The organism is Flavobacterium sp. SOK18b (genome assembly GCF_014156605.1).
Lineage (GTDB): Bacteria > Bacteroidota > Bacteroidia > Flavobacteriales > Flavobacteriaceae > Flavobacterium > Flavobacterium tiangeerense.
Genome location: NZ_QKNZ01000034.1, coordinates 1 through 18,173 on the forward strand (window position 1 = coordinate 1; position 18,173 = coordinate 18,173).

Genomic DNA, 18,173 nt, shown 5'->3' on the forward strand with positions numbered 1-18,173 from the left:
GCATTACTGACAACCTATTATTTTTTCAAAAAAAATATAAATAGTACTAATATTTTGTTAAAAAAAAATTATATTGCGGTCTATTTAAAATCAAACCAAAAATAAAACACAACTTATTATGAAAAAAATCGCATTATTATTAATCCTCTTAAACGTCTCGTTTGTATTTGCGCAAAAGCAAATATCAGGTGTAGTTAAAGACAATTCTGGGAATTCGTTACCAGGAGTTAACATCGTAGAAAAAGGAACAAAGAATGGAGTTTCTACTGACAGTGATGGTTCTTACAAAATTAAAGTAAATGAAGGAGCTACATTAGTTTTTAGTTATATTGGATTCAACAAAGTAGAAAGAGCAGCAACAGAGACTGTAATCAATGTAGTTTTATCTGAAGAAGGTGGACAAGCATTAGATGAAATTGTAATTGTAGGATCTAGAACTGCACCTAGAACTAATACGACATCAGCATTGCCTATTGATGTATTATCATCAAAAGACTTAGCTGCTACAGGTCAAGCTACTTTTGATAAGGCTTTGCAATATAAAATCCCATCATTTAATACGGTACAAACGCCAGTAAATGATGCGACTTCTTTACTAGACCCTTACGAAATTAGAAACATGGGACCTAGTAGAACTTTGATTCTTATTAACGGGAAACGTAAAAACATGAGTTCATTAGTGTACACGCAAACCTCTCCTGGACGTGGAGAAACAGGTGCAGACATCTCAGCAATACCTACTGATGCAATTGAAAGAGTTGAAATTCTTCGTGACGGTGCATCTGCACAATACGGATCTGATGCGATTGCTGGTGTAATGAACATCATCTTGAAAAAAAATACTAACGGAGGATCTGTAACTTTACGTACTGGAATAACTGGAAAAGGTGATGGAGAAATGTATGGTATTAGCGTAAATAATGGAACAACCGTAGGTGAGAAAGGATTTTTGAACTACACAGTAGATTTCTCTAAAACAGCATTAGCCAACAGACCGGGTATTTTGAGTGCTGAGGACGAAGCTAGTTACTGGGGTGTACCTTTAGCAACTACGCAAGCATTCTTAAAATTAAAACCAGATGGCGGAAACGTTAATGGTGCACCAGAAACTGCTGCAGCTAAGTTCGAAATCAATGGAGGATCACAATTAAGTGACAATACTGAAATGTATTACAATGCCGCTTATATTTTCAAAAAAGTAAATTCTTTTGCAAATTACAGAGCACCATATTGGAGAAAAGCAGCTGATTTCCCATACTTACCATCATTATTTGGTAATGGAACTGCAGCTTCATATGTTGGATATGCTCCAACATTTATTGGAGATTTAAATGACTACAACGCTACTTTAGGATTTAAATCAAGTAAAAATGGTTGGACATCTGATGCATCGGTAACTATTGGTGGTAACTCACAAATTTACACAGTAACAAATTCTCATAATAGATCTAAATTTAAAGATTTAAACCCTGAGCAATTAGCAGCTGTTGGTGGATTAGGAAGCCGTTCACTTAACGATTTCGTATATACTGATGCAAGTCAAACGAGATATACAGGACAAAATAACTTCAAACCAGGTGGAACTAGTTTCAATCATATCGTAGGGAATTTAGATATCACAAAAGAGGTTTCTGATAATGTTTCTGTTGGTTTTGGTTCAGAAATTAGAACTGAAAATTTTGAGATCTTAGCTGGAGATTTTCAATCATATGCTGGTGTAGGAGCAGATTCATTTCAAGGAAACACACCTGGTAATTCTGGGAAATTTAATAGATATAACATTGGTTTCTACGGAGATATTAGTGCTAACATCGTTAAAGGATGGTTAGTAAACGGAACGGCAAGACACGAGAACTATAGTGACTTTGGTGCTGCAAATGTTTGGAAATTGAGCACAAGTGTTAACGCTATCGAAGATAATAAATTAACTTTTAGAGGATCTGTTTCAACAGGATTTAGAGCACCTTCTTTACACCAAATTTATACTGAAAAATCTCAATCAACATTTCAAGGGGGAGCTATTGCTATAACTGGAATCGTAAATAATGTATCTACAACTGCTAGAGAATATGGTGTACCAAAATTAACACCTGAAAAATCAACAAATGTATCTTTTGGTTTTGGAGCAAGGCCAATTAAAAACTTAAACCTAACAGTAGATTATTACAATATTAAAGTAAAAGACAGAATCGTTTTAGGTAACCTAGTGGATTTTGGTACTGGCGGAAATGCATTTTTTGTTAACGGTATTAACTCAATTACTTCTGGTATTGACTATGTAATCGAATATAGAAACCTAATGATTGGAGAAGGTAAATTAGGATTTAATTTGTCTGGTAACTATACAATCCAAAACAAAATAGATGGAGCAGTTAATAACCCTGCAAGTGTTAAAGCCTTAACAGGAGCATTAGCTGGTCAAACCGTATTTAATGCTACACAAGACGCGTTAATGTTTACATCTAGACCAAAATTTAAAAATATTATTGGAGTTAACTATGAAATAGACAATTTTGGTATTTCTTTGAACAATACTACTTTTGGTAAAACTAAATTTAAACAAGCAGATTTTAGTAATCCAGGATTGTTTACTACATTTAAAACAGCTCAAGTTACCGATTTAGGAGTTACTTGGACCGCTTCAAAAGAAATAACAATCTCTTTTAACATGAACAACATTTTTAATGTTGTTCCTAAGTTCACTATTAAATCAGATGGTTCTGCATCAGCAAATGCTATAGTTAACAACCCAGCTTTATTAAAGAACGAATATAACAACATTACGTTCAATGGACGTTACCCAATTACAAGTTATGATGGATCACAATTCAGTCAATTAGGAAGACTTTTCAGTTTATCAATGAACTATAAATTCTAATTTTCAAATATAAATTCATAAAGGACTATCGAAAGATGGTCCTTTTTTTTTGGCAAAAACTCTTACCTACGTACCACATCATAATTAAAACTTATTCGAAATTGTTTCGAAAGAATCATTTTCTTTTTTGATTTTCAAAACATACTATTAACGATTAATAAATTTTCATAAAGGAAAATAGTAGCTAGTGTAAATTATACAATTTATCCTGGAAATTCCATAACAACTTATCTCTGTTGTCATTGTAATTTTACCTCATATTAATATTATAAATAAATAATTATGAAAACGATACTTATTGGTGCTATTGCACTATTATTTTCAGTGAATAGTCAAGCGCAAATCAAAAATGTAAAATCCGAGGTAAAAACAACGGTTACAACAATAAAAGATTCAAAAGGAGAAAAACAATTGGTTAAAACTCAAGAGGTAAAAGAAACTCAAAATATTGAATTGAAAGATGCTGAGTCTAATGCTTTGAATAAAGAAATAAAACAAACTCCTGTACAGGTTACAGCCATTACTGCGGTAACAGCAAATGGAGTTACAAATATTGTAGACGTAGACAGATCTGCTTATTACAACTACAACGGACAAAAATACCAAGTTAGTCTAGCAGAAACAGGTTATAACATGTACCTGCCTAATAAGGAAAAGGCGGCTGTATTAAGAAAAACTTCAAATAATAATTATATTTACAGTACTAAAAGCAAAACCTCTTTTGGATACTTTAATGCTGATGGAAACTTAGTTTTAGAATCTTATGATCCAGCAACAGATAAAATTACATCTGAAATTTTTGAAATGATCAAAGAATAACAAAAATAGTATTGCATAAAAAAACCTGAGATATCTCAGGTTTTTTTTATTTAAAATCAATACTTATTCGTTGTGTAAAAATGCTTGCCTGTTTAGCAATGTTTCATCACTTTCTACATGCGCATCATCTGGAATACAACAATCTACTGGGCATACTGCAGCACATTGCGGTTCGTCATGAAATCCTTTACACTCCGTACATTTACCAGGAACGATATAATACACTTCGTCAGAGATTGGTGTTTGTGCCTCGTCAGAATCTATTTCAGTACCGTCTGGCAAAATTACTTTGCCTTTCAGTTTTGTTCCGTCCTTGTATCTCCAATCATCAGCTCCTTCATATATTGCAGTATTTGGGCACTCAGGTTCACAAGCTCCACAATTGATACATTCGTCTGTTATAATAATTGCCATCTTTTTAATTTAGGAATTAAGTAAATAAGATTTTCGAGTATAAGAATCTATGATCTTTCGTCTTTTAATCTTTTTACTATACTTTTTATAGCTTATTTTTGTGCAAAATTACAATCAAAACTATTCATAAGCAAACATTATGACATTAGAAACAAAAAAAAATGTTTTTGTTGAATTAGGGAAATTTTTAAGCCAATTTTCTGAAAACAATACTATAAAAAGCCCAAATGTTTTGCACAACGAAACATTTTTTGATGCTTTTCAAGAACTTATTATCCTGTCTCAATCACACAATGGCTGGTACACTCCTGAAAATGTATATTTTTCAATACAATCTTGGTCAAACGCATTAACAGCAGAAAACCTTGATCAATGGCTTTCTGCCTACACTCTAGAGAATCAAAATCCAAAAAATATTGCATTAGTACTTGCAGGAAACATTCCTCTAGTTGGGTTTCATGATTTTTTATCGGTTGTAATAACTGGGAACAATGTGATTGTAAAAACATCATCAAACGACCAACATTTACTGCCTTTTTTAGCTAAATATTTGATTGCAGTCGCTCCTCCATTAGCGAATACTATTCGTTTTGTAGAGGGTAAATTAGAAAACTTTGATGCAGTTATCGCCACAGGCAGTAACAATACAGCTAGGTATTTCGAATATTATTTTAAAGACAAACCGTCTATTATTAGAAAGAGTAGAAATTCAGTAGCGGTTTTGACTGGTACTGAAAATAAGGAGGAACTAACTGCTTTGGGAGAAGATATTTTTAGGTATTTTGGTTTAGGATGTCGTAATGTATCTAAACTTTTTGTACCAAAGGGATATAATTTCGACGCCTTTTTTGAAGCCATTTTTGAATATCAAGATGTCATTCATTATGAAAAATACGCCAATAATTACGATTACAACAAAGCGGTTTTCTTGATGAGTAATTTCAAGTTGCTTGACAATGGCTTTTTGACTATAAAAGAAGATCAAAGCCATGCCTCACCTATTTCTAGTGTTTTTTATGAATATTACGAAGACTTACCTGCACTACAAACAAAGTTAGATTCTGAAAATGAACTACTTCAATGTATCGTTTCTGGTGGTTGCATTGAAAATAGTATTTCGTTTGGACAAACTCAAAATCCGCAATTATGGGATTATGCAGATAACATAGATACAATTTCATTTTTACTAAATATAGCCTAAAATAGGGGGCAATTATTCTTGATTAATTAGCTACTTTTAAGCTCCTATTGTCGAAATTTGCATTTTAATTTTTTTTGGAAATAACTACACACATGAAAAAACACAACTACAGCGCAGGACCTTGCATTTTACCCCAAGAAGTTTTTGAAAAATCAGCACAAGCGATATTAAATTTCAATGATTCTGGATTATCTCTTCTAGAAATGTCTCACAGAAGCAAAGATTTTGTGGCCGTTATGGATGAGGCTAGATCACTTGTTCTAGAATTATTAGGCCTTGAAGGCAAAGGCTACCAAGCATTATTTCTTGCAGGTGGTGCTAGTCTAGAATTTTTGATGGTTCCGTACAACTTGATGAAAGAAAATGGAAAAGCCGCTTACCTGGACACAGGAACATGGGCTGCCGCTGCGATAAAAGAGGCACAACTTTTTGGAGAAACTAGCATCATTGGTTCCTCAAAAGAACAAAATTACAATCATATTCCAAAAGGATACAGTATTCCAGAAGATGCTGATTATTTCCACTGCACGAGTAATAATACAATCTTTGGGACCCAAATGAAAGAGTTTCCAGAAACTAGCATACCACTTGTATGCGACATGAGTTCGGATATTTTTTCAAGAGTATTGGATTTTTCAAAATTTGACTTGATTTATGCTGGAGCTCAAAAAAACATGGGACCTGCAGGAACCACATTGATTGTTGTAAAAGAAGAAATTCTAGATAAAACTGGTAGAACTATTCCTAGTATGCTGGATTATACCAAACATATTAAAGCAGAAAGTATGTACAACACACCTCCTGTTTTCCCTGTTTATGCTTCTTTATTGACTTTACAATGGTTGAAAAACTTGGGTGGAATTGCAGCCATTGAAAAAATAAACAATGCTAAAGCGGCTTTATTGTATGCCGAAATTGATAGAAATCCATTATTTAAAGGAGCTGCTGCGGTTGAAGATCGTTCTAATATGAATGCTACGTTCTTGTTGAATGATGAAGCACATGCCGCAACCTTTGACGCTTTGTGGAAAGCTGCAGGAATTTCAGGATTACCAGGTCATCGTTCAGCAGGTGGTTACAGAGCTTCTATGTACAATGCATTACCATTAGAGAGCGTTCAAGTACTGGTGGATGTAATGCAGGCTTTGGAAAAGGCAATTTAAAAATTAAAATATTGAATGATTTAAAGATTTAAAGATTTAAAAAATCAATTTTTAATCAATCACTACAATAAACAATATAGATTGAATCTTTAAATTTTTCAATCCTTAAAAATAAAATAAAAATGAAAGTATTAGCCAACGATGGAATTTCAAAAAGTGGAATTCAAGCTTTAGAAAAAGGTGGTTTTGAAGTTATAACAACAAAAGTAGCACAGGAACAAGTGGCCAATTTTGTTAATGAAAACAATGTAAGTGTCGTTTTAGTAAGAAGCGCTACTAAGGTTCGTAAAGACATTATTGATGCGTGTCCTGGCTTGAAAATTATAGGTCGTGGAGGCGTAGGAATGGATAATATTGATGTGGATTATGCTAAAAGCAAAGGAATTGTAGTAATCAATACGCCTGCTTCATCATCAGAATCTGTGGCAGAGTTGGTTTTTGCACATTTATTTTCGGGTGTTCGTTTTTTGCACGACTCGAATAGAAACATGCCCCTTGAGGGCGATACCAACTTTGACGGGCTTAAAAAAGCATACGCAAATGGTATTGAACTTAGAGGCAAAACGCTAGGAATTGTGGGCATTGGCCGTATCGGTCAGGCTACGGCAAAAATGGCGCTTGGACTAGGAATGAAAGTTATTGCTGCAGATAGTTTTATTCCTCAAGTAGATGTAACAGTATCTTTTTTTGACGGACAATCTATTACCACAACTATTGTTTCACAATCTTTAGAATCAGTTTTTAAAGAGGCTGATTTTATTACGCTACATGTACCTGCACAAAACGGTTACATTATTAGTGATAAAGAAATTGCTAGCATGAAAGATGGTGTGGGAATTGTAAATTGTGCCCGTGGTGGTGTAATTGACGAGGTTGCTTTACTTAAAGGACTGGATAGCGGAAAAATATTGTTTGCAGGATTGGACGTTTTTGAGAGTGAACCAACTCCAGAAATGGCTGTTTTAATGCACCACAAAATCTCACTGACACCGCATATAGGTGCAGCTACAGGTGAGGCTCAAGATAGAATAGGAACTGAACTAGCCCAACAAATTATTAGTATTTTGGGATAAGGTTTAATGTGATGAAATGATTAAAAGGGATTTATTTTAAGCAATAAATCCCTTTTTTTTATTAGATTTGATATCTAAACAAAACAAAAACCTATGTTAGAACAATTAACACAATTAGCACAACAGTTTGGAGTCGAGTCGGTTGTTAAAAACAATGCCATTCCAAACGAACAAAATGAGGCAGTTATTGAAGAAGCTAGTAGTTCCATTTTTTCTGGTTTACAGAAAATTGCTTCAGAAGGCGGTGTAGAACAATTGGCTTCTTTGTTTCAAGGAGATAATGCTCAAAACGCTTCAAATCCTGTAGTTCAAAAGCTTACTGAACAACTTACTGGAAGTCTTGGAGAAAAATTTGGTATCAATGCAGATGCAGCATCAGGTGTTGCAGGAAGTTTGATTCCTCAAATCCTTGGCTCATTGGTAAACAAAGCAAAGGATCCTAATGATAGTAGTTTTCAAATCTCTGATATTATTGCAGCTATATCTGGAGGCGGAGCTCAAGGATCTGGAATTATGGATGCCATTTCAAAATATGGGGGACAATTTGGTTTAGATCAAAATGCTGATGGAAAAGTAGACATTAGCGATGCAATGGCAGCCGTATCTGGAAAAGGTGGTGGTCTAGGCGGAATTCTTGGCAAACTATTTGGAAAATAAAAAACATTAAAAATCACCTCTTTAGGTGATTTTTTTTTTGTTAAATGATTTTAAAAAAGAGAATATAGTTGTAAATTTAAAGTAAAATTTCGATTATGAAACGCTATCTATCTGTTTTAGGAATTCTTGTTATTATAGTTTACGGCTGCGCTACCACATCTCAAGTAAAAAAAGTAAAAGATAATACTACTGCCGCAGCAACTGATACCGTACGTATCGCAAATGATGAGCTCGAGTACGAGGTAATTATAATAGAACCTGGCTTTAATTCTTGGCTCAATGCTACAGCTTTGCCTAGAAATTATTACTCTCAGGCTTTCTTAGAAACTAAAAATAGGTTTTATATAACCGAGTGGAACAACCGTGTTTTGCTACCACAGCGTTTTAACCCCAATTTATATGAAATGACGATAAATTATGACCCCACTATTAATTATGGGTATGAAGTAAATTATTTGATATACAACTACATGATTTTTTTCCAAAACACGTACAAACAAAAACTTTTTGGTTTTGTACCCCTGAGATAATCTCACTATATTTGTATTCATTATAAATAAAAATGAACAAACTCAAACAACGTTGGGGAATTGAAACAAATTTCCAATTCATAATAATTCTAATTGTTTTTGCTATTACGGGATCAGCATCAGCTTGGTTATCTAAACCGTTTTGTACTTGGCTTGGTATAACAAAAGATTCTTTGGGATATTGGATTATTCCTGTACGTTTGATTTTAATATTTCCTATATACCAAGTACTGCTAGTTTGTATTGGTTTTATATTTGGGCAATTCAAATTTTTTTGGGCATTTGAGAAAAAAATGCTGAAAAGATTAGGACTCGGATTTCTTTTTAAATCATAAGTAGTACCATAAAAAAATGCCTCGTTAAGAGGCATTTTTATTTTTTATTAAATACGTGTATATCCACGTTAAGGTAAATGTGGGTATAAAATCAGTAAACGGAATAATTTCTTCAAGAAAAGTTATCACTCCTCCTACTTTACCAATTGTACCCTTGTACATCCAAGTCATTAAAAAACCTGCTAAAGGTGCCCAAACTACATCTGAAAATTCTCCCAAAAGAGGAATGGTAAAAGAAAGCATCCCAATAGCATCAAACAATATTCCCAACAAAAGATTTCTTGTTTTGTTATTTGCTTCATCATTAGCAACAGGTTGTATCATAAGTATTCAATTTATATTTATTGAACAATATACAAATCTAATGCCAATTATTTTTTAAGCTTTCCTTGATACATTTTCTTCAACTTATCAATTTTTGGAGTAATTACATAACTACAATACCCTTGCGTTTTGTTTTGGTTGTAGTAATTTTGATGGTAGTCTTCAGCAACATAAAATTTTGTGGCAGCTGATATTTTAGTCACAATTGGTTTACCAAAAGTATTTTCTTGTGTCATCAAGGCAATGTAATCCTGTGACAACTGTTTTTGATTATCATTGTGATAAAAAATTTCACTACGGTATTGCGTCCCTACATCAGCACCTTGACGGTTAAGCGTTGTAGGATCATGCGTGGCAAAAAATATCTCTAATAACTCTCCAAAACTTATTTTCTTTGGGTCAAAAGTTATTTCAATAGCCTCTGCATGTCCCGTTTCTCCCGTAGAAATGTCATTATAAGTAGGATTTACAGTGTTTCCACCAATGTAGCCTGAAACTACTTTACTCACTCCGTCAAGCTGTAAAAATACTGCCTCGGTACACCAAAAACAACCTCCTGCAAATGTTGCAATTTCTAAATCTCCTTGTTTTTCCATATTTTTTGTTTCTAAACTTTTAGGTACAATTACGTTTTTTTCTTTGGCACAAAATGAAAAGGGCAAAAGGGCGATCAATAATCCAATTATTTTTTTCATATTTCAAATTTTATCCAAAGTTATTTATTATCAAACACCTTAGACATATTGTTAACTAAAGTTTATCGTTTGTCAAACTGAAAAATTAATGACTTCCAATTCATAATCCTTAAAATCTTTGTTTCTTTGTAAAAACAGAATAAAATGATAGAAGTCAAAAATATACATAAATACTACGATAAACTACATGTACTCAAAGGAGTAGATTTGCATATAAAAAAAGGAGAAATTGTATCTATTGTAGGATCATCGGGAGCAGGAAAAACAACACTCTTGCAAATTTTAGGCACCTTGGACAAACCCAATACTATACCCAACACAGATATTCAAAAAACAACTACCTCCTTATTCATCAATGGTCAAGACATTTTGACCATGAATGACAAAGTTTTATCTACTTTCAGAAATTTAAATTTAGGATTCATATTTCAGTTTCACCAACTACTTCCTGAATTTACCGCACTTGAAAATGTTTGCATTCCAGCCTTTATTGCCAACAAACCAAAAGGCGAAACAGAGCAAGAGGCAAAAAAATTATTAGACTATTTGGGCCTTTCACACCGCATAAATCATAAACCAAATGAACTTTCGGGTGGAGAGCAGCAACGCGTAGCCGTGGCACGAGCATTAATCAATAAACCAGCTGTTATTTTTGCAGATGAGCCTTCAGGAAACCTTGACACCACATCGGCAGAGAATTTACATCAGCTTTTCTTCAAACTAAGAGACGAATTCGGACAAACATTTGTGATCGTAACTCATAATGAAGAACTCGCCAATATGGCCGATAGAAAACTAGTCATGGTGGATGGTTTGATTAGTAATTAGGAGCTTTTTCCAGCTATCCACTGTATTCCCGATTATAAAAACTACGGCCAAAAAAGCCTTGTTTTTTAAAATCGGGAGATGCCGTTCCTATCTGGGCTATGAACAGCCGTTACAAACATACTCTTTCTTCTTATACCTTTCCTCCTTTATAATGACTACAACAGAATTAAAAGATTTTCTAGACGACAAAGTTTTACAATACAACACCTTAGATTTCATAGAAAGTGATCCCGTTCAAATTCCGCATCTTTATTCAGAAAAAGAAGATGTTGAAATTGCTGGTTTTCTTAGTGCTACCATTGCCTGGGGGAATCGTAAAATGATCATACAAAATTCGCATCGCATGCTGGACTTAATGGGCAATGCACCTTATGATTTTGTGATGTCACACAAACCAGCTGATTTAGAACGGTTAAATACATTTGTTCATCGTACTTTTAATGGTCAAGACTTCATTGGATTCATCCAATCTTTACAAAACATTTATTCCCATCACGGTGGACTAGAAACGGTTTTTGCCAAAAATCAAGAACCTCATTCGATGCAAAATAGCATTTCCGAATTTAAAAAAATCTTTTTTTCCATCCCTCATCTCGCTCGAACTCAAAAACACGTTTCAGATCCTTTGAACAATTCGGCAGCAAAAAGAATCAACATGTATTTAAGGTGGATGGTTCGAAATGATAAAACTGGCGTTGATCTGGGTATCTGGAAAAACATCTCAACGGCTTCCCTATCTTGCCCGCTTGATGTACACTCTGGTAATGTGGCTAGAAAACTGGGGTTGCTTACTCGAAAACAAAATGATGGAAAAGCTCTAGCAGAATTAGACGCTAAACTTCGCGAATTTGATGCACAAGATCCTGTAAAGTATGATTTTGCCTTGTTTGGATTAGGAGTTTTTGAGGGTTTTTAAAACGTTTACCAAAACGCATGTATACCTTCACCGGTAACAAAAAGACTGTAAATTAGCACATTTGCTTGATTACTTTCAAAAAGACTATCTTTGCAAAAAATTAAAGCAAATGACTACTTTTGAGCAATTCAATCTTCCTAAATCCGTACAGAAAGCGATCGATGATTTAGGATTTACAACACCTACCCCTATTCAAGCAAAAACGTTCTCAGTAATCATGTCTGGTAGAGATATGATGGGAATTGCGCAAACGGGAACTGGTAAAACATTTGCTTACCTACTTCCTTTACTCAAATTATACAAATTTACACCTGGACATACTCCTAAAATAGTAATCCTAGTCCCTACGCGCGAACTTGTAGTGCAAGTGGTGGAAGAGGTTGAGAAATTAACAAAATACATGTCGGTTCGTACTATTGGTATTTTTGGTGGTGTAAACATCAATACACAAAAAACTACCGTTTACCAAGGTTGCGACATATTAGTTGGAACACCCGGCCGAATAATGGACTTAACATTGGATAACGTAATCCGATTTGAGGAAATGCAAAAACTCGTAATTGATGAGTTTGATGAAATGCTAAATCTAGGTTTTAGAACGCAACTGACCGCCATTTTGGCAATGATGCCAAAAAAACGTCAGAACATTCTTTTTTCAGCAACCATGACTGATGAAGTAGATGCTATTTTGAATGATTTCTTTGATTATCCAGAAGAAGTTACACTATCTGCGTCAGGAACTCCTTTAGAAAACATTACACAAATCACGTACAACGTTCCTAATTTCAACACGAAAGTTAATTTATTAAAACACTTATTATCTACCACACCAGATATGAGTCGCGTTCTTGTTTTTGTGAACAACAAGAAAATATCCGATTTACTACACGATCGCATAGAAGAAGATTTTGATGGACAGTTTGGTGTCATTCACTCTAATAAATCACAAAATTATCGTTTGAGCACCATGGCCTCTTTTCAAGAAGGAAACTTAAGAGGTTTGATTACAACAGATATTATGGCTAGAGGTTTAGATATCTCAAATATAACACATGTGGTCAATTTTGAAATACCCGAATTACCAGAATTGTACATGCACCGTATAGGTAGAACTGGTCGTGCAGATGCTACAGGTACTGCAATCAGTTTAATTGCTCCACGCGAAGAGGAGTTCAAAATTGAGATAGAACTCCTGATGGATATGGAGCTTACTATTGAAGAATTCCCAGAAACAGTTGAAGTATCCTCAAAATTAATTGAGCCTGAGAAAGAAAGACAACCCATCAAGTTTTTGATGAAAAAACAAAAACTAGCCGGTGATGGTGCTTTTCAGGAAAAAAGCAAGAAAAATAAAAAGGTAAATCTTGGAGGACCTGGAATTACTAAGAAAAAAACACACGGATCTGTTAATAGAAACATGTTGAAGACCAGAGATAAAAAACGAAAAGATAAAAAATAAATTACTTAAAAAGGGCTGCTACAACAGCCCTTTTTAGTATGATACATTTACTTATTATCTGTAAAAACAAGACAAACAGGCGCACACAATTCTATTTTTTTACCTGTATTGGTTAGCGTTCCCGTTTTTTTATTTCTTTTAAAAATAATTACATCATTTGAATATTGATGTGCAACTAATAAAAAAGCACCTGTAGGATCAATTACAAAATTACGTGGTCCTTTTCCTAATGTTGAAACGTGCTCCACTAATTGGAGTGTCCCATTAGCATTGGCTTTAAAAATTGAAATGGTATTTGCATCGCCACGATTAGTAGCGTATAAAAACTTTCCATCAGGAGAAAAATGAATATCTGCAGCTGTAAAATCTCCTTTAAAACCTGCTGCTAAAATAGTCGTTTCATCTCTTTTAACTAGTTTACCCTCTTTATAACCGTACACTGTAATCATGCCACTAAGCTCTTGCAGAACGTAAACAAATTTGCCGTTTTTACTGAAGGTTAAATGCCGCGGTCCACTTCCTGCCGTTACGGAGATACTATCTTTTAGTTGCAGTACATCCGTTTTTGCCATTGGATCGTAACAATAGGAATAAATCTTGTCATTTCCCATGTCATTCGCCAAAACAAATTTTTTATCCGGTGAAAAAGAGACCATGTGCACGTGAGGCGCCTCTTGGCGTTTGGGATTCAAACCTTTTCCGTAGTGTTGAATGACTTGTTTGGCTTCTTGGAGCGAACCGTCACTATTTTTTTCTAAAACACTGATCGAACCTCCTGAATAATTTGCTACAATGACGTTTTTGTCATCGTTAATAATATAACAAGGATCAGCACCCATAGCACTTTGCTTATTTAAAAACTGAATAGCGCCGCTAGAAGCATTGTAATTAAATGCACTAATTGTACTTTCTTTTCCAAACTCATTCACAGAATACACAAAATTATTTTGACTGGATACGGTTAAAAAACTTGGATTAACTGTCTTATCTGTGGCGTTTTTGTAACTAAAATCTCCATTTGAAGTATCAAATTCATAAACATAAATGCCTTTACTGTCGCAATTTTGAGTGTATGTCCCAATTAATAAATTGAATTTCTTATTCTGCGCTTTGACCGTAACACTAAAAACAAGGAGTATCAAGAAAACTAAAGATTTTTTCATTGTGTAAAAATTTGCAATAAGGCTAAAATAAAGATTAAATGCACGCAAATGTAAAATTATTTATTATTCAAAATTTACCAAACGTGCTGATAAACTGTCAACAAATTTGTATTTTTGATTCCATTATCAACAATGAAATCCATTGGAGTTTTAACACATTCTAGTCAATACCATCACAGTATGCATTTTAAGCACCCTGAAGTTTTATATTTTTTATTCCTTTTAATCATACCTATATTGGTTCATCTTTTTCAGTTGCGAAGGTTTAAAACTGAATTCTTTACTAATGTTCGGTTTTTAAAGGCACTCACCATTCAAACTAGAAAAAGCTCTAAAATAAAAAAATGGCTTCTTTTAACCTGCAGATTGTTACTATTGACATGTATTATTATTGCTTTTGCTCAACCTTTTTTTTCCTCAAAAGACAGTAAAAATAAAAACAATGAACTGTTTATTATTTTAGATAATTCCTATAGCATGCAGGCTAAAGGAAAGAAAGGCGAACTATTAAAAAGAGCTGTTCAAGAACTGCTTGAGGAAACTCCAGAAAATATTACATTTTCATTATTAACAAATTCCGAAAACTTTTGGAACACCGATATAAAATCAGTTCGAAGTAATTTGCAAAATTTAAAATACAGCTCTGAAGCATTCAATCTAGATAATATTTTAGCAAAGGTAAAAGCTCATAAATCGCCGTATAACAAAGATGTTGTGGTCCTTACAGACGGATTATCAATAACCGAAAAACAGGTAAAATCTAGCGATCAAAATATCAATCCTTTATTCATAATTTCTGAAGCGGAACAAAAAAACAATGCATCTGTAGATAGCGTATACATTAGTAAAACGGTCGAAAATTTTTATGAAATCACAGTGCAAGTCACTGGCTATGGCGATAAATTTCCTAGTGTACCCATTTCCATTTTTGATAATAATAAATTAATTGCAAAAACTACTGTAGACCTAGATAGCAAGAAAAAAAACATCACTTTTACCATCCCGAAAAAATCATTTCATGGATATATATCTATTCAAGATAATGGTCTTGCTTATGACAACATCCTTTATTTTAGCATTTCAAAAAATAAAAAAGCAAATGTAATTAGTGTAGGAGATCCATTAAAAAGTAATTTCTTAACCCGAATTTACACTCCTGATGAATTTGTGTATAAAAACTATTCTTTAAGCACACTGGATTACAACAGTATAGATCAGCAAGATGCTATTGTTTTAAATGAATTGAATGAAATACCTCAAGCCTTAGCAACTACTTTAAAATCGTTTGTGTCAAAGGGCGGAAACGTTGTTGTAATTCCGTCGCCAGAAAGTTCAATTGAAACTTACAACACATTTTTCAAAAACTTTGGTTCACTATCATACAGTCCATTAGAAGAAACCGAAAAGCAAATTACTAAAATCAACTTTAATCATCCCATTTTCAATAATGTTTTCGAGTCGAAAATAACCAATTTTCAATATCCGAAGACCAAAATATCCTATCCTTTAAGTAGCACGAGCCCCGCAGCATTATCTTATGAAGACCAGAGTCCATTTCTCACATCCTTAACAAACTCGGTAGCTACAGTAGCCGTATTTGCAGCACCTTTAAATCTTGAAAATTCTAATTTTCAGCAATCGCCGTTGATTGTACCTACTTTTTATAAAATGGTGGTTAACAACCAAAATAACGGAGTTATTGCATATACCATAGGAAGTAATTTATCTCACATTACAGATGCAGCTTTACAAAAAGACGCTATTGTAACCATTAAAGGAACCGAAGAGCAATTTATTCCCATTCAACAAATCTTGAGCACTAAGGTTAAAATGACTTTTAATGATTACCCAAAACAAGCTGGAAATTTTAGTGTTTTCTCCAAAAAAGAATGGATCGAAAATCTCAGTTTCAACTACGCAAGATCAGAGAGTGATTTAATTAGAAACAATGATAACGTACTAGCTGATTTGAACCAAGAATCATCTATTACATCATTCTTTAATGCTTTACAAACAAACCGAACCGATAACCAAATTTGGAAATGGTTTGTTATATTTGCACTACTATTTCTACTCTTAGAAATGGCAATTCTCAAATTTGTCAAATCATAAAAAAAGTTCCTTAAATATGAAGTTAATTATCCGAGATGCAAAAATTATTGACCCAAAAAGTTCATTTCATAACACCATTTCAGATCTTTTAATTGTAGATGGATACATTCAAGAAATAGGAACTAATCTTGAAAATCCAGATCAAGTTCAAGAAATTAAACTAGATAATTTACATCTCTCCCAAGGCTGGTTTGACAGTAGCGTATCTCTTGGAGAACCCGGTTTTGAGGATCGAGAAACCATACTTAACGGACTGCAAGTAGCGGCAAAAAGTGGATTTACAAGCATTGCTTTACAACCTAACTCCTATCCTGTAATTGACAATCAATCCCAAATACATTTTGTAAAAAGCAAAGCAAATCAAACTGCTACTCAACTCTATCCTATAGGCGCTATGACAAAAGAAAGCGCAGGAAAAGATATTGCCGAATTATATGATATGAAAAATGCAGGCGCAATAGCCTTTGGTGATTATAATAAAAGTACCGAAAATGCCAATTTACTAAAAATTGCATTGCAATACGTTCAAGACTTTGATGGATTGATAATTGCTTTTTCACAGGATGAACATATTAAAGGTAATGGAGTTGCAAATGAAGGAATTATATCAACTCAACTTGGGTTAAAAGGAATTCCAAATTTAGCCGAAGAAATTCACACTGCTAGAAATTTATATTTACTAGAGTACACAGGAGGAAAATTACACCTACCTACTTTATCTACTGAAAAATCTATAGCATTAGTTAAAGTCGCTAAATCAAAAGGCCTTCAGGTCAGTTGTAGTGTTGCTGTACACCACCTAGCACTCACTGACGAAAAACTACAAGAATTTGACACTCGATTTAAAGTTTCACCTCCATTACGAACCGAAAGTGACCGTCAAGCTTTGCTCAATGGAGTCCTTGATGGAACAATAGATATGATTACTACTGATCATAATCCGATAGATATTGAACATAAAAAAATGGAATTTGATGGAGCAAAAAATGGTACTATCGGCCTTGAAAGTTGTTTTGGTGCCCTAATGACCGTTTTACCACTTGAAGTAGTTATTGAGAAATTAACTTCTGGTAAAAAAACCTTTGGTATACCCGAAGAAATTATTGCAAATGGTTCTAAGGCTAACCTCACACTTTTCAATCCTGATTTTAAAAGTGTTTTTAGCAAATCATCTATTTTATCAAAATCAAAAAATTCAGCTTTTCTGGGAACTGAACTGAATGGAAAAGTCTACGGAATTATCAATCAAGACCAATTAATTTTAGCTTAAAAAAATGAATTCAAACCAAACCGAATCTGGTAAGACAGCCGCAATTACTAGCTACATTTTAGGAATTGGTGTTTTTATAGCCATGTCCATGAATTCCGAAGATAAAAATGAATTTGCATCATTTCATATCAGGCAAGGATTAGGAATCACACTAACTTTTATTTCACTCGGTTCGATCATCAGTAACTTTGATAGTTTAATGATCTCAGCACCCATGTGGATCTTTACATTTGTATTGTGGTCATACGGAATTACAAGCGCAATAAAAGGAGAAACAAGACCGGTACCTCTACTAGGTAAATATTATCAAAAATGGCTTTCTAATATATCTTAAAC

At 33.8% G+C, this 18,173-nt stretch carries 18 protein-coding genes; 14 read left to right on the plus strand and 4 right to left on the minus strand.

The window, feature by feature from the left end; all coding sequences use genetic code 11:
- The first annotated feature begins 118 nt into the window (after positions 1 to 118).
- A complete protein-coding gene (locus DNC80_RS06790; RefSeq protein WP_182650350.1) occupies positions 119 to 2,878 on the plus strand; it encodes a TonB-dependent receptor in 2,760 nt (919 codons plus the stop codon).
- A 282-nt stretch (positions 2,879 to 3,160) separates the two neighbouring features.
- The gene (locus tag DNC80_RS06795) at positions 3,161 to 3,697 is read left to right on the plus strand and encodes a hypothetical protein (RefSeq protein WP_144892413.1); all 537 of its coding nucleotides are present in this window, start codon (positions 3,161 to 3,163) and stop codon (positions 3,695 to 3,697) included.
- 63 nt (positions 3,698 to 3,760) lie between these two features.
- Here the strand turns inward: DNC80_RS06795 and DNC80_RS06800 are convergent, their stop codons facing one another.
- Positions 3,761 to 4,111 carry a 4Fe-4S dicluster domain-containing protein gene (locus DNC80_RS06800; RefSeq protein ID WP_086453198.1) on the minus strand — a complete coding sequence of 117 codons (351 nt, stop codon included), beginning with the start codon at positions 4,109 to 4,111 and terminating at the stop codon, positions 3,761 to 3,763.
- A 139-nt stretch (positions 4,112 to 4,250) separates the two neighbouring features.
- Between DNC80_RS06800 and DNC80_RS06805 the strand changes: the two genes are divergently transcribed.
- The 6 genes from DNC80_RS06805 (at position 4,251) to DNC80_RS06830 (ending at position 9,070) form a co-directional block, all read left to right on the plus strand.
- Complete coding sequence (locus DNC80_RS06805; RefSeq protein ID WP_182650352.1) at positions 4,251 to 5,312, plus strand: acyl-CoA reductase; 1,062 nt, start codon at positions 4,251 to 4,253, stop codon at positions 5,310 to 5,312.
- Positions 5,313 to 5,404: 92 nt separating this feature from the next.
- Complete coding sequence (gene serC / locus DNC80_RS06810; RefSeq protein WP_182650354.1) at positions 5,405 to 6,475, plus strand: 3-phosphoserine/phosphohydroxythreonine transaminase; 1,071 nt, start codon at positions 5,405 to 5,407, stop codon at positions 6,473 to 6,475.
- 122 nt (positions 6,476 to 6,597) lie between these two features.
- On the plus strand, positions 6,598 to 7,548 hold the full coding sequence (locus DNC80_RS06815) for a D-2-hydroxyacid dehydrogenase (protein WP_182650356.1): 951 nt from the start codon (positions 6,598 to 6,600) through the stop codon (positions 7,546 to 7,548).
- A 93-nt stretch (positions 7,549 to 7,641) separates the two neighbouring features.
- Positions 7,642 to 8,205, plus strand: a complete 564-nt coding sequence (locus DNC80_RS06820) for a DUF937 domain-containing protein (RefSeq protein WP_182650358.1) — start codon at positions 7,642 to 7,644, stop codon at positions 8,203 to 8,205.
- A 95-nt stretch (positions 8,206 to 8,300) separates the two neighbouring features.
- The gene (locus tag DNC80_RS06825) at positions 8,301 to 8,735 is read left to right on the plus strand and encodes a DUF6146 family protein (RefSeq protein ID WP_182650360.1); all 435 of its coding nucleotides are present in this window, start codon (positions 8,301 to 8,303) and stop codon (positions 8,733 to 8,735) included.
- A 32-nt stretch (positions 8,736 to 8,767) separates the two neighbouring features.
- Positions 8,768 to 9,070 carry a DUF6787 family protein gene (locus DNC80_RS06830; protein WP_086453193.1) on the plus strand — a complete coding sequence of 101 codons (303 nt, stop codon included), beginning with the start codon at positions 8,768 to 8,770 and terminating at the stop codon, positions 9,068 to 9,070.
- 24 nt (positions 9,071 to 9,094) lie between these two features.
- On the opposite strand, the gene DNC80_RS06835 is transcribed toward DNC80_RS06830, so the two are convergent.
- Positions 9,095 to 9,394: a hypothetical protein gene (locus DNC80_RS06835; RefSeq protein ID WP_182650362.1), complete on the minus strand. Its 300-nt coding sequence runs from the start codon at positions 9,392 to 9,394 to the stop codon at positions 9,095 to 9,097.
- Between the two features lie 47 nt (positions 9,395 to 9,441).
- Positions 9,442 to 10,089 (minus strand): peptide-methionine (S)-S-oxide reductase MsrA, encoded by a 648-nt coding sequence (msrA, locus tag DNC80_RS06840; protein ID WP_182650364.1) that lies wholly within the window; start codon positions 10,087 to 10,089, stop codon positions 9,442 to 9,444.
- A 144-nt stretch (positions 10,090 to 10,233) separates the two neighbouring features.
- Here msrA and DNC80_RS06845 point away from each other — a divergent pair, with 144 nt between their 5' ends.
- The 3 genes from DNC80_RS06845 (at position 10,234) to DNC80_RS06855 (ending at position 13,292) form a co-directional block, all read left to right on the plus strand.
- Positions 10,234 to 10,917 (plus strand): ABC transporter ATP-binding protein, encoded by a 684-nt coding sequence (locus DNC80_RS06845; protein ID WP_144892433.1) that lies wholly within the window; start codon positions 10,234 to 10,236, stop codon positions 10,915 to 10,917.
- 151 nt (positions 10,918 to 11,068) lie between these two features.
- Positions 11,069 to 11,833: a TIGR02757 family protein gene (locus DNC80_RS06850; RefSeq protein WP_182650366.1), complete on the plus strand. Its 765-nt coding sequence runs from the start codon at positions 11,069 to 11,071 to the stop codon at positions 11,831 to 11,833.
- A gap of 109 nt (positions 11,834 to 11,942) precedes the next feature.
- Positions 11,943 to 13,292, plus strand: coding sequence for a DEAD/DEAH box helicase (locus DNC80_RS06855; RefSeq protein ID WP_182650368.1), 1,350 nt, complete (start codon positions 11,943 to 11,945; stop codon positions 13,290 to 13,292).
- A gap of 47 nt (positions 13,293 to 13,339) precedes the next feature.
- On the opposite strand, the gene DNC80_RS06860 is transcribed toward DNC80_RS06855, so the two are convergent.
- Positions 13,340 to 14,455 (minus strand): lactonase family protein, encoded by a 1,116-nt coding sequence (locus DNC80_RS06860; protein WP_182650370.1) that lies wholly within the window; start codon positions 14,453 to 14,455, stop codon positions 13,340 to 13,342.
- Between the two features lie 180 nt (positions 14,456 to 14,635).
- On the opposite strand from DNC80_RS06860, the gene DNC80_RS06865 reads away from it, so the two are divergent.
- Genes DNC80_RS06865 through DNC80_RS06875 form a run of 3 tightly spaced genes read left to right on the plus strand, consistent with a single transcriptional unit; the run spans position 14,636 to position 18,171 of the window.
- Positions 14,636 to 16,567, plus strand: coding sequence for a BatA and WFA domain-containing protein (locus DNC80_RS06865; protein ID WP_182650424.1), 1,932 nt, complete (start codon positions 14,636 to 14,638; stop codon positions 16,565 to 16,567).
- 16 nt (positions 16,568 to 16,583) lie between these two features.
- Positions 16,584 to 17,837: a dihydroorotase family protein gene (locus tag DNC80_RS06870; protein WP_182650372.1), complete on the plus strand. Its 1,254-nt coding sequence runs from the start codon at positions 16,584 to 16,586 to the stop codon at positions 17,835 to 17,837.
- 4 nt (positions 17,838 to 17,841) lie between these two features.
- Positions 17,842 to 18,171 carry a DUF4870 domain-containing protein gene (locus tag DNC80_RS06875; protein WP_182650373.1) on the plus strand — a complete coding sequence of 110 codons (330 nt, stop codon included), beginning with the start codon at positions 17,842 to 17,844 and terminating at the stop codon, positions 18,169 to 18,171.
- Positions 18,172 to 18,173 lie beyond the last annotated feature (2 nt).

Coding starts and splice junctions, on each gene's coding strand:
- DNC80_RS06790 (WP_182650350.1), top strand. CDS start 119: ATGAAAAAAATCGCATTATTATTAATCCTCTTAAACGTCTCGTTTGTA.
- DNC80_RS06795 (WP_144892413.1), top strand. CDS start 3,161: ATGAAAACGATACTTATTGGTGCTATTGCACTATTATTTTCAGTGAAT.
- DNC80_RS06800 (WP_086453198.1), bottom strand. CDS start 4,111: ATGGCAATTATTATAACAGACGAATGTATCAATTGTGGAGCTTGTGAA.
- DNC80_RS06805 (WP_182650352.1), top strand. CDS start 4,251: ATGACATTAGAAACAAAAAAAAATGTTTTTGTTGAATTAGGGAAATTT.
- serC (WP_182650354.1), top strand. CDS start 5,405: ATGAAAAAACACAACTACAGCGCAGGACCTTGCATTTTACCCCAAGAA.
- DNC80_RS06815 (WP_182650356.1), top strand. CDS start 6,598: ATGAAAGTATTAGCCAACGATGGAATTTCAAAAAGTGGAATTCAAGCT.
- DNC80_RS06820 (WP_182650358.1), top strand. CDS start 7,642: ATGTTAGAACAATTAACACAATTAGCACAACAGTTTGGAGTCGAGTCG.
- DNC80_RS06825 (WP_182650360.1), top strand. CDS start 8,301: ATGAAACGCTATCTATCTGTTTTAGGAATTCTTGTTATTATAGTTTAC.
- DNC80_RS06830 (WP_086453193.1), top strand. CDS start 8,768: ATGAACAAACTCAAACAACGTTGGGGAATTGAAACAAATTTCCAATTC.
- DNC80_RS06835 (WP_182650362.1), bottom strand. CDS start 9,394: ATGATACAACCTGTTGCTAATGATGAAGCAAATAACAAAACAAGAAAT.
- msrA (WP_182650364.1), bottom strand. CDS start 10,089: ATGAAAAAAATAATTGGATTATTGATCGCCCTTTTGCCCTTTTCATTT.
- DNC80_RS06845 (WP_144892433.1), top strand. CDS start 10,234: ATGATAGAAGTCAAAAATATACATAAATACTACGATAAACTACATGTA.
- DNC80_RS06850 (WP_182650366.1), top strand. CDS start 11,069: ATGACTACAACAGAATTAAAAGATTTTCTAGACGACAAAGTTTTACAA.
- DNC80_RS06855 (WP_182650368.1), top strand. CDS start 11,943: ATGACTACTTTTGAGCAATTCAATCTTCCTAAATCCGTACAGAAAGCG.
- DNC80_RS06860 (WP_182650370.1), bottom strand. CDS start 14,455: ATGAAAAAATCTTTAGTTTTCTTGATACTCCTTGTTTTTAGTGTTACG.
- DNC80_RS06865 (WP_182650424.1), top strand. CDS start 14,636: ATGCATTTTAAGCACCCTGAAGTTTTATATTTTTTATTCCTTTTAATC.
- DNC80_RS06870 (WP_182650372.1), top strand. CDS start 16,584: ATGAAGTTAATTATCCGAGATGCAAAAATTATTGACCCAAAAAGTTCA.
- DNC80_RS06875 (WP_182650373.1), top strand. CDS start 17,842: ATGAATTCAAACCAAACCGAATCTGGTAAGACAGCCGCAATTACTAGC.